At 30.9% G+C, this 15,552-nt stretch carries 15 protein-coding genes; 9 read left to right on the forward strand and 6 right to left on the reverse strand.

The genetic code is table 11. The features are described 5' to 3' along the window. Positions 1–48: 48 nt before the first annotated feature. The 3 genes from PQF96_RS07645 to PQF96_RS07655 all read left to right on the forward strand — a co-directional run bounded on the left by PQF96_RS07645 (position 49) and on the right by PQF96_RS07655 (position 2,919). Positions 49–918 (forward strand): thiopeptide-type bacteriocin biosynthesis protein, encoded by an 870-nt coding sequence (locus PQF96_RS07645; protein ID WP_271765645.1) that lies wholly within the window; start codon positions 49–51, stop codon positions 916–918. Beyond that, entirely contained in the window at positions 915–2,609 is a 1,695-nt protein-coding gene (locus tag PQF96_RS07650) for an AraC family transcriptional regulator (protein WP_271765646.1), read from the forward strand. The genes PQF96_RS07645 and PQF96_RS07650 overlap by 4 nt, the downstream gene beginning before the upstream one ends. A 130-nt stretch (positions 2,610–2,739) precedes the next feature. After that, positions 2,740–2,919, forward strand: coding sequence for a hypothetical protein (locus PQF96_RS07655; protein WP_271765647.1), 180 nt, complete (start codon positions 2,740–2,742; stop codon positions 2,917–2,919). 185 nt (positions 2,920–3,104) lie between these two features. Here the strand turns inward: PQF96_RS07655 and PQF96_RS07660 are convergent, their stop codons facing one another. From PQF96_RS07660 to PQF96_RS07675, 4 genes are read right to left on the reverse strand one after another with little or no spacing between them, the layout of a single operon-like run. Further along, a complete protein-coding gene (locus tag PQF96_RS07660) occupies positions 3,105–3,359 on the reverse strand; it encodes a helix-turn-helix domain-containing protein (protein ID WP_143915833.1) in 255 nt (84 codons plus the stop codon). Between the two features lie 11 nt (positions 3,360–3,370). Continuing rightward, positions 3,371–6,100 carry a carboxypeptidase-like regulatory domain-containing protein gene (locus PQF96_RS07665; RefSeq protein WP_271765648.1) on the reverse strand — a complete coding sequence of 910 codons (2,730 nt, stop codon included), beginning with the start codon at positions 6,098–6,100 and terminating at the stop codon, positions 3,371–3,373. After that, a complete protein-coding gene (locus PQF96_RS07670) occupies positions 6,060–6,854 on the reverse strand; it encodes a GLPGLI family protein (RefSeq protein ID WP_271765649.1) in 795 nt (264 codons plus the stop codon). Before PQF96_RS07670 ends, PQF96_RS07665 begins: the two co-directional genes overlap by 41 nt. 50 nt (positions 6,855–6,904) lie before the next feature. Then, positions 6,905–7,201 carry a hypothetical protein gene (locus tag PQF96_RS07675; protein ID WP_271765650.1) on the reverse strand — a complete coding sequence of 99 codons (297 nt, stop codon included), beginning with the start codon at positions 7,199–7,201 and terminating at the stop codon, positions 6,905–6,907. Positions 7,202–7,519: 318 nt separating this feature from the next. Between PQF96_RS07675 and PQF96_RS07680 the strand changes: the two genes are divergently transcribed. Together PQF96_RS07680 and PQF96_RS07685 are read left to right on the forward strand one after the other, a co-directional pair. Further along, the gene (locus PQF96_RS07680) at positions 7,520–9,217 is read left to right on the forward strand and encodes an AraC family transcriptional regulator (protein ID WP_271765651.1); all 1,698 of its coding nucleotides are present in this window, start codon (positions 7,520–7,522) and stop codon (positions 9,215–9,217) included. A 136-nt stretch (positions 9,218–9,353) separates the two neighbouring features. Next, entirely contained in the window at positions 9,354–9,572 is a 219-nt protein-coding gene (locus tag PQF96_RS07685; RefSeq protein ID WP_109434437.1) for a hypothetical protein, read from the forward strand. Between the two features lie 81 nt (positions 9,573–9,653). Here PQF96_RS07685 and PQF96_RS07690 read toward each other — a convergent pair whose 3' ends face one another. Both PQF96_RS07690 and PQF96_RS07695 read right to left on the reverse strand, forming a co-directional pair. Next, on the reverse strand, positions 9,654–11,192 hold the full coding sequence (locus PQF96_RS07690) for an Rne/Rng family ribonuclease (protein WP_109434436.1): 1,539 nt from the start codon (positions 11,190–11,192) through the stop codon (positions 9,654–9,656). 282 nt (positions 11,193–11,474) lie between these two features. Further along, positions 11,475–11,765 carry an HU family DNA-binding protein gene (locus PQF96_RS07695; RefSeq protein WP_024768281.1) on the reverse strand — a complete coding sequence of 97 codons (291 nt, stop codon included), beginning with the start codon at positions 11,763–11,765 and terminating at the stop codon, positions 11,475–11,477. Between the two features lie 130 nt (positions 11,766–11,895). Here PQF96_RS07695 and mutY point away from each other — a divergent pair, with 130 nt between their 5' ends. From mutY to gldD, 4 genes are all read left to right on the forward strand, one after another. Then, a complete protein-coding gene (mutY, locus tag PQF96_RS07700) occupies positions 11,896–12,960 on the forward strand; it encodes an A/G-specific adenine glycosylase (RefSeq protein ID WP_271765652.1) in 1,065 nt (354 codons plus the stop codon). A 178-nt stretch (positions 12,961–13,138) separates the two neighbouring features. Beyond that, on the forward strand, positions 13,139–13,600 hold the full coding sequence (locus tag PQF96_RS07705; protein ID WP_271765653.1) for a single-stranded DNA-binding protein: 462 nt from the start codon (positions 13,139–13,141) through the stop codon (positions 13,598–13,600). Between the two features lie 24 nt (positions 13,601–13,624). Beyond that, on the forward strand, positions 13,625–14,956 hold the full coding sequence (locus PQF96_RS07710; protein ID WP_271765654.1) for a gliding motility-associated protein GldE: 1,332 nt from the start codon (positions 13,625–13,627) through the stop codon (positions 14,954–14,956). Then, the gene (gene gldD / locus PQF96_RS07715) at positions 14,937–15,509 is read left to right on the forward strand and encodes a gliding motility lipoprotein GldD (protein WP_143915829.1); all 573 of its coding nucleotides are present in this window, start codon (positions 14,937–14,939) and stop codon (positions 15,507–15,509) included. The genes PQF96_RS07710 and gldD overlap by 20 nt, the downstream gene beginning before the upstream one ends. Positions 15,510–15,552 lie beyond the last annotated feature (43 nt).

Below are 15,552 nucleotides of genomic sequence, written 5' to 3' on the forward strand. Positions count from 1 at the left end.
ATCTGATGGCTGAATAGGAAAGAAAAATTAGAACAAAGAAAAGACTACATGAGTACAAAACGAACATATATATTAGGAGATGAATGGGTATACTATAAAATCTATTGTGGTGCCAGAACCTCAGATGTGCTCCTTACAGAAACCATAAAACCTCTTACAGAGCAGTTGCTACAGCAAGGATTGATAGATTCCTGGTTTTTTATACGGTATGGGGATCCTGATTTTCATATCAGAATACGATTTCATTTACCAGATATAAAAGCCATAGGAACGGTAATTTTACAAATGAATGCAGCATTACAGGATTATGTAGAGCAGGGTGTAGTATATAAAATACAGACTGACACCTATTTGAGGGAATTAGAGCGATATGGCACCCGCACAATGGATATATCTGAAGAATTGTTTTTTTATGACAGTGAAATGTTATTGAATGCTATAGCATTGATAGAAGACGAAGAATTGTATTTTTTGTTTGTGGTAAAGGCAATAGATCGATTGTTAGAAAGTTTTAACTACGGACAACAGGAAAAATTAACATTGGTACATCGAAACAGTCAGTCTTTTAAGAAAGAATTTCATGGGGATAAGACTTTAAACAAACAATTAGATAAAAAATACCGAGGCATAAAAAGCAAGCTTTCTGCATTTTTGGAGACTACAGAAATGCCAGAAGAATATCAGGTTTTAGATGACTTAATAGATCACAAAACTCAGAAATCAACTACTGTGGTACAGATGATTATGAAAATGCAGCAAGACAACCGTTTAGAAATGCCACTGGATGATTTGATGAGTAGTTATATCCATATGTTAGTAAATCGAGCTTTTCGATCCAAACAGCGTTTTTATGAATTGGTGTGTTATGATTTCTTATTACGCTACCAAAAAACAAAAGTAAGCTATAGCAAAGCATGAAAAGAGTACTACTCGTCTTTAGTATCATTTTTCTAACTATTATCCATGGAGTTGCTCAGGATAAGGGATTTAAAATTCCTGATTCGTTGAAGAATAGGAGTTTTGATGAGATAGAGGATTTACTTAATAAAAGTTATGGTGATTCTATTCAATTTTCTTTTTATACTGATATACTATTGACGATAAGCAAAGAAAAAGGGGATGAGTTAAAATTAGCTAAAGCATACATGATTAAATCCTATAACTTTCTTAATGTGCCATACATACGGCTATCGTATCTGGATAGTTCTATAGCTGTTAGTAAAAATTTAAATGACCGGCAGTTCCCTACAACTTCGTATTCTCTGAGAGGTAGTTTGTACAAGGAATTAGGAGAGTATAGTAAGGCTCTTGATAATTATTTAATTGCTTTAAAACTATCTAAAAAAACCAACAGTACTGGTTTTTATTATTTAACAAAACATAACATTGCAAGCTTGAGGCAAGAAATAGGAGATTTTGAAGAAGCAGCAATAATGTATAAAGAAGTACTTGACTATGAGGATGAGAATAATATTAATGATAAAGGACATCTAGCTACAATGTTTAGTTTGGCTACTACATATAGAAAACTAGAAGATTATAATTCTTCTTCAATTTATAATAAAAAAGGGATCAAATTATCGATTGAAAATAATTTAGATATCTATCATTCTTTTGTTTTAAATGAAGGTATTAATTTGTTTTATAAAAAAAAGTACCAATCGTCATTTGATAGCATTCAGAAAGCTTTACCTTTTTTTGATAAATTACAGTCAAAAAATGATTTACTTTTTAGCGGTCACCTTCATTTGGCTAAACTTTATAGAAAGCAAAGTAATACCGAAAAGTCTTTGGAACATTTACTAAAAATGAATGAATATTATGAGAGAGCAGATTTCACTCCTGTTGAAATGAGGAGAGGGTATGAAATGCTAATAAGTTATTATAAAACCAAAGATGATAAAACCAAGCAATTATATTATATTAATAAGTTGTTTAAGGTAGACAGTATTTTAGATTCAAATTATAAAAATTTGAGTAGAAAAATGGTAAGGGAGTACGATACACCAAGGCTATTAGAAGAAAAGCAAGATTTAATTGATGATTTAGAGCGAAAAGAAAAAAGAACAAGTGTAAAACTTTTTATAGTCATTATTATTACTTTATTGCTTATCGTTTTTGTCGTATTAGTATATATAAAGAATATAAGATATAAGAAACGTTTTGAGGAATTAATGAAAACATCTTCGGCTGAAATTGAAGTAAAAGAAACCAGACAACTTAAAAATTCTTCTTCGCCGGAAGCCATTGGGATTTCTAAAGATATAGTAAAGATAGTTCTATCTGGACTCCAAAAATTTGAAGATAAGGAAGGGTATTTATCATCCAATATTACCACCGGAGATTTGGCAAAACAATTAAAAACTAATTCTAAGTATTTGTCCAAAATTATCAACACCTATAAACAAAAAAGTTTTAGTGTATATATAAACGAGTTACGTATCGAGTATGTGATAGATAAACTCAAAAACGATTCCAAATTTAGATTATATACGATTAAAGCAATTTCTCGTGAGATTGGGTTTAATACAACTGAGGCGTTTTCTAAATCCTTCTATAAAAAGACGGGGATTTATCCTTCCTATTTTATAAAACAATTAGAAAAGTAAAATAAGCTAAATAATTTATAATTAAAACATTAACAGTCTGATTTCATAGAAACCAGACTAACAGTTTCTTTTTTATTTACATTTTTTTAAGAGTAACATTTATATTTGCCCGGAACCTAAAACAAAACTCATGGAAAACAAAAAGAGAAAAAAGAAATTGACTTTAGAAAAAATTAAGGTTACTAGATTGAATAAGGGAGACCTTTCAGAAATAGTAGGAGGTTCTCATGATAATTGTGGAACAGTATTAGATTGCAGAAGTTATCGATGGCCACCATGTTTGCCAGATCCAGATCCTATTGCTGATTAGACAATTTAATAAGATTATGTTGCAATAAAAAAAGAACCCCAGCTTAATTAAGCTGGGGTTCTTTTTTTATTGAGTTTATTACTATTTTCAATATTTTTGAGGAATTACTATCCAATTCACCTATGCGATCGGTTTATTGTGTTTTAATTCTTTTCTAGCTCCTTAAAATTATTCTAAGAAATGATTCATTCATCACTTTGTAATTCGTTTTGATAAAACCCAAACCTAAACCCTACCGCTTCGGCATAGATAAAGTTTTGAGAATGTAAATCATATAGTATAGGAGCATCAAGGTCTTTCATAAATTTGATGATACGATAGACTTTAGTTCTTGAGATACCTAATCGCGACGCTAACTGATCTGGAGTACCTGTTGCTTGTAAATGGATCAATTGATCAATACGTTGAATAAGTTGCATAGTTTGGATTAGAATTTTCATAACAATTTTCTTTAAAATCTAAAATTTAGCTTGAGCAAAAAATATCTTGGTAATAATCTATATTCAGTAGTAGTGATAGCTTGATCATTTATAGAGTAATTAGCAAAACTATCAGTGTTCCATAAATTCTGAGCTGTAAGTTTTAGAGTTAAGGCATTTTTTTTAATGATGTATTGTGCTTCAAAATCAGAAAAATAATAGGTAGAGCTATTTAAATTTCTAAAATAATACCTTTCATTTTTAAGCTTACAGGTAATTTTTTCAGAAATGTTAAATGTAAAATCTAAAAAAGAAGTAACATCGGTATTGGTGTTTTTTGAAGAAGTTTCTACTATAGAGGTAGTCCAGTCGGTTCCGACATGAAAATTAAAGACACCAGAAAAAGCAGAGCGCATTTCGATACCATATGTATATAATGATGTTTTAACATCTCTAAGTCGTTCGTTATTAATACTGTTTTGAAAACTTGTTTGAGTGTGACTGCCTCGTATTTTGATGTTTGAAGAGAGCTTGTTTATAAATTTATCAGCATTAATATTTATAGTATAAAGTTGCCCGTTGTTTAAAATTATTTTTTCTGATAGGCTAAAATTACGCGCTATTTCGGTATTTGTACTTTGATACTTGTTATTTTTACGGTATAAAAATGAGGCATTAGCTATGAACTCATCAGCCCAATCTCCATAAGTATAATTAGTGAGAAAAATACTTCCTGTTAACTGTTCAAAACCACCTGTTCCAGCTCTGAAATTTCTAAAATTTGTAAGAGCGAAATTTGAGTAAATATCTGATAATGTAATGTTTTTAGTGTCGTATTTATATAATGCAGAGAGAGAATTTCTTTTGTTAATAGACCAATTAAAGAGTATGCTCGGTACGGTGTAAAAAGAGGGTTTCAATCTCGAAGTTTTATTGTTTTTTAGGGTTGTAAGAAGCTGGTGGGTTTTAAGAGTGGTTCTAATACCTATTCTTTTTAGTCGATATAAATAACTCACTTCACCGTAGATATCTTCAAATTGAAGAGTAAAATCATTATTATATTTTGCTTCGGCTTGTTTTACTATTTGACTAGAATCTATTAAAAAGAATGAACTAAAAAATTTTTCATAATTTCTTTTGTACCCTAATTTTATATCTATGTTTTTATTTTTTCTATTGATAATGTAGTTTCCTTCTATGCCTAAAAACTCTACTTGACTAGTGTTTTTTTGGTTAATATTTTCAATTGTACCACTATCTGGGAATATATCCTCGTATAAAAAGGTATCTAAAAAATAATTTTGTGGTTTACGATCATAAAAATACCTTCCTCTTATAAGCAAGACATTATTGCTGGTAATTCTATTTGTATATGTTATTTTATGATCAGTGAATTTTGATTTGTTTAATAATCTTTGATTATAAACCTCATTGTTAAAGAGTAGTCCAGAGTTGCTTTTTTGTTTAGAAGTATTGTATTTACCTATATATTCGATTCTAGAATCATCATTAATGTTATAGATGACATCCAATTTCCCAAATCCCGTAATACTCTTTTTATCAGCTTTTATGTTTTCGGTATTTGTTAAATTATTTGGAATTAAAAATTGGATTTCACTTTGTCTAAAAAAATCATTTTCGTCTATATTAACCAAAGCAAGTCCTTTGATTTTTAATTTTTCAGAAGAATTATATATGCCATTAAATGACGCAAACTCTGTATTGTTAAAATTTATTCTTTGTTTTTTAATGTTAGGGGTCCCCGTATCGATATTGATTAAGTTTTTAGCAGAAAATTCATCTCCTATTGAACTCGCAGAGGGTTGATAGTTAGGATTAATTATTTGTGAAATGTCACCGGTAGGGTCAATCCCGACATTATTTAAATTGCCAAAAAGATAATATTTCGTTTTGCTATTAAATGATATAAGATTAACGCGATTCTCATAGAACTGACTTGTTCCGTATCCAAGTGTAGCATTACCAAAAAGTTGTGTTTTTCGATCTTCTTTGAGTGTTAAATTTAATGCAGTTTTAGTGTTAGTTCCTATTCCTTTTAATAATGGGTTACTAGAAAAATTTTGGAGCACTTCTATTTTGTCAATCACATCAGCATTTAAGTTTTTAGTCAATAATTTATATCCTTTTTCAAAAAGATCATCTCCTTCAATCATTACTTTGTCTACACTTTTTCCTTGTATACTAATATCTCCATCTTTGCTTATATCAATTCCAGGTATTTTTTTTAGGAGATCTTCGGTTACTTCTTCAGTGCCATCTGTAAAACTAGATGCATTAAAAACTATAGTGTCTTTTTTTACTTTTATAGGAATATCAGCTTTGATAATGATTTCATCAAGGACAAAAGTTTTGTCAACTAAAGTAACGTTTTTAACAATTCGTTCTTTTTTGCTTGTTATTTGTATAGAGGTTTTGATCTTTTGAAAAGATAAACTACTGAAGTCAAGTGTAAATATTCCATCCTTATTTGTGAGGATTTTATAAAATCCTGATTCATCCGTATATGCATAGGTAATAATGGATGTGTCAGACTTTAAAACAACACTAACTTGCGCGATAGGATTAAGCAAACTATCTGTTACTTGACCTTCAATTATAGTTTGTCCGTTAATGAAATTACTTAACAAAAGAAAAAAACTTAAATAGATTTTTAATTTAATACTGGTTGAATTGATCATTACAGCACGATAAAACTTAAAATTAGTTGGATTTAGAGATTTGTTCTTCTCTGTTTTTTGCAAGATATTCGAAGGTTTTTTCCAGAAAATTGTAATTCACTCCAGTTATTTCCATACTGTTTTCTCTGCCAGATCTGGCATTTACTTTTTTTAAATGTAGAAAAGGAGCATCAATATTCTTTTTGTGAAAAGTGATCAAATCAAGTCTCTGTCCATCAAAGAAGTCTTTTGCCGTAAATGGACTATCCATTTTAGAAATTTTTTTAACTGAGAAGAAAATTTCTTTCTCTTGATCATGGACTTCGAGAATAAGCCCCGGTAGACCATGTAATTTCCATGGCCCCATTTTGACTGGAATTTCATCTGTAAACCAGGCTGTATATTCTCTTCCTCTAAAAGAAGTTTTTGCCTCTGTTACCGTGTATGCTCCAATTTTTTTGTGGTTATTGGTAATATTCCAATGAAGGTTAGCAAGTTCTTCATCAACCAAATATGTTTTTTTATCATATTGAACAAAATCTCTTGAAATGAGTTTTTTGTGTTTGAAATCGATAAAATTAATAACTCCATTCATGGATCGGTCTGCCGTATAGAGCCCTCCACTTTGATCTGTTTGTAATGATGCATCACTGATACTTTTCCACGTGAATAATGATTTTTCCTTATCAAATATTAAGCTACATTCATATAAACCTAAGAAATGAGTTTCCTTTTTTACTGTGTATGTAACTACTGCCAGAGGCTGTTCTATTATTTGAGATATTCCTTTAGTGATTGATAAGCAAGTTAATGCTAATAGTAGTGAGATTGTTTTCATTGTTATTTTTTTAAACCGTTCCTGGATGAGTTATTTGTTAATTGTTTCTATTAATTTGTTCCTAAAGGGAATGGTATAAAAGTACTAGGAGTAGTCGCGCCCAGATCACCCTCAGTAAGCGTAGGAAGAGGTACATCTCTTGTTGCTTCAACATGAGGAGCAATCATTTCATAAGCTTCTCCACATGTCGCTGCTGTAGCCGAAAACTTTATTCCTTTTGAATTCGTATACGACACTGTACAACTTCCAATTTCTAGTTTTGTGATTTCTGTATTGTTATTTGTGTTTGCCATCATACCCGTTGTTAAGGCTAATAGCATTATTGTATTCATGATTTGTTTTTTCATAATTTTAATATTTATATTCTTAATTAATTAACCAGGAACGGCTATTGTTTTTTTGTTGTTCAACATTGTTTTGATGGAAGCAAATGTATCTGTAATATCAGGTGAGAAACAAAGCAAGTGTTCTGCTATTCTGGAAAACACGCCATGAATTCTTAGAATCGCGGACTCATGTTTATGGGTGTAACAATCTGTTTTTTAAATATTTAGACTTGTGTTCTTCAGGAGTCGAATAAAAAACAGAAAGTGGTATATTTACTTCTTGTTTTGGAAGAAAATGAAATGTAAATCATAGTATTTTTAATATAGTATTCATAAATTTTGAAGAGAATAATGTGCAAGAGTTTTTATATCGTAGCGATTCTTTTATTTTATCAAATACAAAGTATCACTGCATATCAAAACACCGAGAAAACCTTAGATGATAGTTATAAGTTTTTATTAAATAAATTTTATGAAAATGAAGTAGATTCTGTAATTGCTGTTGGGTATGCCAATAAATATCTTTCTAAAGCAAAAAAAGAAAAGGATACGTTAAGAATTGCAGATGGATATTATTTCTTATCCAGCATAAGTACAGGGGAGACATCAATCAAATATTGTGATACTATAATAGCAATTACAAAAAATCACCAGACAGAAAGCTACCCTACCTATGCCTATTTAAATAAAGCGCTTAAGTATTTTGACATGGGAAATTTTAAGAAGGCTTTTGATTATTATTTAAAAGTATATGACGAAACAGAAAAATATAATAATATATTTCTCCAATATTCTTGTAAGAAAAATATAGGTATTCTGAAGGCTATTCTGGGAGAAAATGAAACAGCTTTAGTGACCTTACGAGAATGTTATGCATTTTACTCAAAATATAAAGAAAAAGCTCCCAATGACTATTTAACTACACTTTTTGCTTTGTCAGAATCTTATAATTTTAATAAAGTGCTAGATTCTGCTTCTATGATAAATAGAATAGGGTACAAAGAATCTATAGAATTAAAAGCAGAACAGTTTACATGTTATTTTGTACTAAACGAAGGAATAAATCAATTTAGTAAATCGAATTATACTGTAGCCAAAGATAGTTTAGCAAAAGCAATTAAAGATTTAGAGTTAAATGGTGATAAAACTAATTTGGGGCAAGCCCATTTTTACTTAGGAAAAACATTATCATCATTGGATTTTGAAGAAGAGGCTATAGAAGAACATAAAAAAGCAGATAAAATTTTTCAGGAAGTTACCCAGATTATTCCAGAAAATAGAGAAAATCATGAGATTTTGATTAGTTATTATAAAAGCATAAATGATACGGATAGCCAATTAGAATATATTGAAAAACTTCTTAGAGTGGATAGTATATTAAATAGTAATTATAAATACCTTATCAAGAATGTGGTCCAAAATTATGATACCCCGAGACTTCTTTCTGAAAAGCAAAAAATTATAGATTCATTAAAAGGGGATAAAAAATCATCTACAATAATTATCATTTTTTTGGTTATTCTAAGTATGATGTCATCTGTTTTTTTGGTTTTTAATTATCGAAAAAAGAAGAGATATAAACAAAGATTTGACGAATTATATAATTCTAGTTCTGCTAATAAAAAGAATCAGAAAACCTTAAGTACTACATCGGTTGATTCGATTGGGATTTCTGAAGATATTGCGAATAAAATTTTGAATGATTTAGACGAATTTGAACGAAAGCAAGAATTTTTAAAGCCAAGCATTACCACTAATGAATTGGCAAAAAAAATGAATACAAATTCAAAATATTTATCCCGAGTGATTAATCACTATAAGAAGAAAAGCTTTATTGTATATATCAATGAATTAAGAATAGATTATTGTATTGAAAAACTTAAAACAGACAAAAAGTTTATGAATTATACCATTAAAGCCATAGCAAGAGAGATAGGTTTTAATTCTACAGATGCTTTTTCTAAATCTTTTTATAAAATAAAAAAGATACAACCTTCATACTTTATTCGAGAGTTAGAAAAACAACAGCGTAATTGATTTTTGTTAAAAAATTGATTATTAATATCTTATGTTCAGTGATTCTGGAAAACAGGGCGGTAGTTAAATAAAAAAGTAACATTTCAGAATTATTCTATTTATGTTTGCCAACGGAAACAAATAAAAAAAGAGAATTATGAAAAAAAAGTCAATCACAAAAAAATTAGGATTAGAAAAGTTGGAGATCACAAAATTAACAAACCCAAGAGTGATTATGGGAGGAAGTGAGCATTGTCCTTTAACAGACCCACCTAAACCTGAGCCTTCAGGTGCTTTTACTTGTACATTAACAGTTACTGATCCAAAAAACAATGGAGGGACTAACAGACCTACTCAAGGATGTTTTGGCCTATAAATAGTGAGTATTAAATCTTTAATATAAAGAGGAGATTATAAAACCAAAAAGCCCGGTACTTTTACAAGTCCGGGCTTTATTTTATTTTATCACTTCACCATCTTTATCGTGAAAATGATATTCTAAATACGTGTAAGCGTCTCTAGGTACAATCTTAACCCATCGTTTATGGTTAAAATACCATTTGGATCGGGTGGATGGAAATCCTTTTGTTAAAAAAGCTGCAATAAAAGGATGCGCACTTAGCGTTATCTTTTTATGTTCTTTCTTAATTAATTTTTCTAATTCGACCTTTATTTTTTCTACCAAAACTATAGGTGCCTCAACTTCACCATTTATTCCACTTGGATCATCCTCGCGGGTTTTGATATTCATTTCTGGTCTTACGCGTTGTCGCGTAATCTGAATCAAGCCAAACTTACTTGGCGGTAATATTTTGTGCTTCGCTCGGTCGTCTTTCATCTCTTCTCTCAATTGATTAAAGAGAGTTCTACGGTTATCAGCATTATTCATATCGATAAAATCGACTACAATAATGCCTCCCATATCTCTTAGACGTAGTTGGCGAGCTACTTCAGCTGCACTGATTAGGTTAACTTCTAGTGCAGTATCTTCTTGGTTTTTGGCTTTATTAGACCGGTTGCCACTATTGACATCGATTACGTGCATCGCTTCTGTATGCTCGATAACCAAATAGGCGCCCTTACTCATAGATACCGTCTTGCCAAAACTTGTTTTGATTTGCCGTTCAATACCATATTTTTCAAAAATTGGTATTTTAGGATTATGAAGTTTTACAATTGATTCCTTTTTTGGAGCAATTTCTTGCAGATATTCTTTAATTCTACTGTAGAGATCTTCATCATCTACAATAATAGAAGTAAAAGTGTCATTAAACACATCTCTTAATATAGAAGATGCTCTGTTCATTTCACCTAATACTTTAGACGGATGATGCGCTTTGTACAATTTCTTGCACATGGTTTCCCAGCGTCCCATCAGATTTTGTAAATCTTTGTCTAGTTCTGCTACTTTTTTGCCTTCTGCTACAGTACGTACGATAATACCAAAACCTTTGGGCTTGATACTTTTAACAAGCCTTTTTAAACGTTCTTTTTCTTCTGAAGATTCTATTTTTTGAGAAATAGAAATTCGGTTAGAAAAAGGAACTAATACAATATATCGACCAGCAATCGATAGCTCTGAGCTAATTCGAGGGCCTTTGGTTGATATAGGTTCTTTAACTATCTGTACTAACAGTGATTGATTTGATTTTAACACATTGGTAATAGTACCGTGTTTATCAATATCGTCCTCTACAGGAAAATCCTTTAGAGAATAATTTCTTAATTTACCTGTGCTTACACGTTTTATGAATTTAAGTAAGGAAGACACTTGAGGACCAAGATCATGATAATGCAAAAATGCATCTTTTTCATACCCTACATTTACAAATGCAGCGTTTAAACCTGGGACGGATTTACGGATTTTGGCAATAAAAATATCACCTACCGAAAAATCACTATCGTCTTCTTCCTTATGTAACTCAATTAGTTTTCCATCCTTTAGTAAGGCAAAATCTGTAGAGGAACCTGACCTAATGATCAATTCGTTGTTCACTCTGATTAGATTTTTATCCCGATAAATCGGAATGGATTAAACAATTTTTTTCACAGGAATTTTGCAATTCCGTTGAAATAAAATAATCCTATCGGTAGTAGATAGTATATTTTATTTCGATTTCAAAGAACATTACTTTTAAACAAAAAAAGTAGTTAGAAACTACTTTTTCTTGTGGCGGTTGGCTCTTCTGCGTTTTTTACGCTTGTGCGTAGCTACCTTGTGTCTTTTACGTTTTTTACCACTTGGCATAGTGTGTGTATTTTATTTATTGTTATTAGTTTATTTTACTTCTACATTAGTTTTTACGCCTTCTACAAAAACTTTTGCTGGCTTAAACGCTGGTATATTGTGTGCAGGAATCTTGATAGTAGTATTCTTAGAAATGTTACGACCTGTTTTTTCTGCTCTGGTTTTGATAATAAAACTACCAAATCCTCTAAGATAAACATTGTCTCCACTTTCTAGTGAACTTTTTACTTCTTCCATAAATGTTTCAACAGTTGCCTGAACATCTCCTTTTTCTATTCCCAGTTTTTCTGAAATTTTTGCTACAATATCTGCTTTAGTCATTATAATACCTATTAAGGGGTTTTTAAATTTTCAAGGGGGCAAATATAACAATTTAAAATCCAAAATATCAATACTTAAGATGATATTTTCATCTTTAAACGTTTAATTTTGTAAAACTTATAATTTTATTATGATTTTTTCTAAAAAACTCATTTCGTGGTACTTACAAAACAAAAGATCAATGCCATGGAGAGAAACCAAAAATCCATATCATATTTGGCTTAGCGAAATTATACTTCAACAGACCAGAGTTGCGCAAGGATTACCATATTATATGTCATTTACAACTACTTTTCCAACGGTATTTGATTTGGCAAATGCAAGTGAAGAAGAAGTGCTTAAATTATGGCAGGGATTAGGCTATTATTCTAGGGCTAGAAACCTGCATGCTACAGCAAAATATGTGGCCAATGATTTAAAAGGTATTTTTCCTGCTACATATAAGGACTTATTGCAATTAAAAGGAGTTGGTGATTATACGGCTAGTGCCATTGCTTCTATATGTTATAATGAAGCCGTACCTGTAGTCGACGGAAATGTGTATCGCGTATTATCCAGGTATTTTGGAATTGATACTCCTATTAATAGTACAAAAGGAATTAGTGAGTTTAAAAAACTGGCAATAACATTAATGGATCATGATGAGCCTGCAGAATACAATCAGGCAATTATGGAGTTTGGAGCATTGCAGTGTAAGCCCAAAAGTCCGTATTGTATTGTTTGCCCTTTACAAGATAGTTGTGAAGCACTTAAAAAAGATAACGTACCTTCTTTACCAGTAAAACTTAAAAAACTAAAAGTCAAAAAACGGTATTTTAATTACCTGGTATTTTCTTCATCAGATCAGGAAACCATATTACAACAAAGAGTAGGGAAAGGAATATGGAAAGGCCTATATGAATTTCCTTTAATAGAAGGAGAAGTTGTAGGTGTTGATGAAATAGTGTTAAATGATATTTTTCAGAAAATAGTAAATACTAAGGAGTATGAGATTATACCCTATAAAGAGGAGTTAATAGTGCATAAATTATCTCATCAACATTTATACACTAAGTTTTACATTGTAAAATTAAATGATAGTCTAAATGGTAGTGAAGATCAGAAAAAAGTAAATTTTAAAGATATACATTCCTATCCGGTTCCTATTTTGTTAAGTAATTTTATAGAAGCGTTTTTTAAGAAAGATTTAGTTTAAAAAAAGATACGTTAAGACGATTCTAAGAGTATTGTATTTATTGATTTTTTATTACATTTACTAGATAACAATGTTATTTTAAGGTATAGAAGAAAATAAGAACTATTCTGATAGCGTTATTTATAAAGGTTTGTTATTTCTTTGCAAGTATAAACCCTAACAACAAACTATAATTAAAATGTCTGGAACACTAAATAAAGTAATGCTTATTGGGCATACAGGAGATGAGGTTAAGATGCATTATTTTGAAGGAGGTAATTGTATTGGTAGATTTCCACTCGCAACAAATGATTCTTATGTGAATAAAAGTACAAATGAACGAGTGACTACTACAGAGTGGCATAATATTGTTGTGAGAAATAAAGCGGCAGAGATTTGTGAGAAATACCTTAATAAAGGAGATAAAATATATATAGAGGGGCGTTTAAAGACCAGAAAATGGCAAGATGAACAAGGAAAAGATAGATATAGTACAGAAATACAGTGTACTGATTTTACTTTTCTTACCCCCAAAAATGAGAACCCATCTTCTGAGCCAAGACCTCAGAATACAACTCATCAAGTGACCCCTTCTGTGAACAATCCGCAAGAGGCTTCACCTGATTCACCAGCAATGGAAGACGACGATCTTCCATTCTGATACGTTTAACTAAACAGAGATAATTTGGACCCTGATCCTGAACCTTTATTTATTTTACTATTCGCTTTTGATCCAATGCAAACCGTTAATTTGGTGGCGCTTGTAGTTTTACTTGTTTTTTCTGCATTAATATCTGGAAGTGAAGTGGCGCTGTTTTCATTAACTCCTGCTGATCTAAAAGATGAAGAAAACGGATCTAAGAACCTTAAGACGATATCCAGATTATTAGATAATCCCAAGAAATTACTAGCAACAATATTAGTAGCGAATAATTTTATCAATATTGCGATCATATTACTTTTTGATACTTTGGGGAAAGTATATTTTAGTAGCCTTGACTATGTGTGGTTTGGCTGGATTAGTGTGCGGTTTTTAGTAGAAGTTGGACTAGCAGCTTTTTTGATCTTATTATTTGGTGAGATTTTGCCAAAAATATATGCCAGTAGAAATAAAATGAAATTTGCCATGTTTATGGCACGTCCTCTTAGGGTTTTGGATTGGATTATCACTCCAATCAGTATCCCTATGCGTAGCGTTACTATTGGGATTCATAATAGATTGGGAAAACAAAAATCTAATTTAAGTGTAGATCAATTGTCACAAGCACTAGAACTAACCTCTGATAAGGATACTACTGATGAAGAAAAGAAAATCCTGGAGGGAATAGTGTCCTTTGGAAATACAGATACAAAACAAGTGATGCGACCCAGAATGGATATTTTTGCATTGAATAACCAAGCGTCCTATAAAGAAATTCTGCCAGAGGTTATCGAGAATGGATATTCACGTATTCCTGTTTATGAAGATAATATTGATAAAGTGATCGGGATTTTATATGTAAAAGATCTTTTACCGCATATTAATGAAACCAATTTTGATTGGATACCGTTGTTAAGAGATCCCTATTTTGTGCCAGAGAATAAAAAACTCGATGATTTGCTTAATGATTTTAAAAACAAAAAGAATCATCTGGCTATCGTGGTAGATGAATATGGGGGGACCAGTGGATTGATCTCTTTAGAAGATATTATCGAAGAAATTGTTGGTGATATTAGTGACGAATTTGACGATGAAGATTTGGTGTATTCTAAACTCGATGATCAAAATTATGTTTTTGAAGGAAGGACGGCGTTAAAAGATTTTTACAAAGTATTAAAGCTCGAAGACAATGAAGTTTTTGAAGATAAAAAAGGAGATGCAGAAACCATCGCGGGATTGTTGCTGGAAATATCAGGAAGTTTTCCAAGACGAGGTGAAATGATTAACTTGAACCAGTATACTTTTAAAGTAGAATCATTGGATAATAAACGAATAAAACAAGTGAAATTAACCATTAATGAAAAGGAAAATAGTTAGATTTTGTTTAGTGATAAGTGCAGTGTTATTACTTTCTTGTGGTGGTGAGATCCTACCTAAACCAGAAGGAATGTTGCGATTAAGTTATCCTAAACCAGAGTATAAAGAAGTGATGCTACCTTGCCCTTATTCTTTTGAGAAAAATGATTTTTCAGAATTTCAAAAAGCCAGAAGGAATAATCGATGTTGGTATAATCTGGAGTATAAGAAATTAAAAGCAACCATGTATATTTCTTATTTTAAAATTAATAATAACCTTGATTCGTTGCTACGGGATGCTCAAAATCTTACTCAAGAACACGTGATTAAGGCAGATGGTATTTTACAAGAACCTTATATTGATGAAAAAAATCGTGTGTTTGGTATGTTTTATGAGGTGTCTGGCAATGCGGCTTCACAGTCTCAGTTTTATGCTACTGATAGTATTAATCATTTTGTAGTGGGGTCTATGTATTTTAAAGTAAAACCAAATTATGACTCTATTCTTCCGGCTGCAAATTATTTACGTAATGATATGAAACAATTGATGGAAACCCTTCGTTGGAAAGAATAGTTAATTTTCTTCCAAAACTACACTCATACATTTATAATTTCAT

Source organism: Aquimarina algiphila, from assembly GCF_947494415.1.
Lineage (GTDB): Bacteria > Bacteroidota > Bacteroidia > Flavobacteriales > Flavobacteriaceae > Aquimarina > Aquimarina algiphila.

Excerpts from the sequence above, each read along its gene's own strand:
- PQF96_RS07675 (WP_271765650.1), bottom strand. The coding sequence starts at position 7,201 with ATGAAAAAACAAATCATGAATACAATAATGCTATTAGCCTTAACAACG.
- PQF96_RS07645 (WP_271765645.1), top strand. The coding sequence starts at position 49 with ATGAGTACAAAACGAACATATATATTAGGAGATGAATGGGTATACTAT.
- PQF96_RS07650 (WP_271765646.1), top strand. The coding sequence starts at position 915 with ATGAAAAGAGTACTACTCGTCTTTAGTATCATTTTTCTAACTATTATC.
- PQF96_RS07670 (WP_271765649.1), bottom strand. The coding sequence starts at position 6,854 with ATGAAAACAATCTCACTACTATTAGCATTAACTTGCTTATCAATCACT.
- PQF96_RS07705 (WP_271765653.1), top strand. The coding sequence starts at position 13,139 with ATGTCTGGAACACTAAATAAAGTAATGCTTATTGGGCATACAGGAGAT.
- PQF96_RS07660 (WP_143915833.1), bottom strand. The coding sequence starts at position 3,359 with ATGAAAATTCTAATCCAAACTATGCAACTTATTCAACGTATTGATCAA.
- PQF96_RS07685 (WP_109434437.1), top strand. The coding sequence starts at position 9,354 with ATGAAAAAAAAGTCAATCACAAAAAAATTAGGATTAGAAAAGTTGGAG.
- PQF96_RS07655 (WP_271765647.1), top strand. The coding sequence starts at position 2,740 with ATGGAAAACAAAAAGAGAAAAAAGAAATTGACTTTAGAAAAAATTAAG.
- PQF96_RS07695 (WP_024768281.1), bottom strand. The coding sequence starts at position 11,765 with ATGACTAAAGCAGATATTGTAGCAAAAATTTCAGAAAAACTGGGAATA.
- mutY (WP_271765652.1), top strand. The coding sequence starts at position 11,896 with ATGATTTTTTCTAAAAAACTCATTTCGTGGTACTTACAAAACAAAAGA.
- gldD (WP_143915829.1), top strand. The coding sequence starts at position 14,937 with ATGAAAAGGAAAATAGTTAGATTTTGTTTAGTGATAAGTGCAGTGTTA.